The 297-nt window shown below is 40.1% G+C and carries 1 pseudogene; it reads left to right on the forward strand.

What is annotated here, in order from left to right:
• A pseudogene (locus HMPREF2795_RS10090) lies at positions 1-297 on the forward strand (hypothetical protein); the annotation flags it as partial.

Raw genomic sequence — 297 nt, forward strand, 5'->3', positions numbered from 1 at the left:
GTGCGGAAATCTTGCGTCTCTGGGTAACAAGTGTTGACTCAAGTAACGACGTGCGTATCTCTATGGATATCTTGAGCCAAGTATCTGAAACTTACCGTAAGATCCGTAACACTCTTCGTTTCTTGATTGCCAATACATCTGACTTTAACCCAGCTCAAGATTCAGTAGCTTACGAAGAGCTTCGCTCAGTTGATAAGTACATGACTATTCGCTTTAACCAGCTTGTTAAGACAATTCGTGATGCTTATGCTGACTTTGAATTCTTGACAATCTATAAAGCACTAGTGAACTTTATCA

Origin of the sequence: Streptococcus sp. HMSC056C01, from assembly GCF_001811305.1 — a bacterium.
Lineage (GTDB): Bacteria > Bacillota > Bacilli > Lactobacillales > Streptococcaceae > Streptococcus.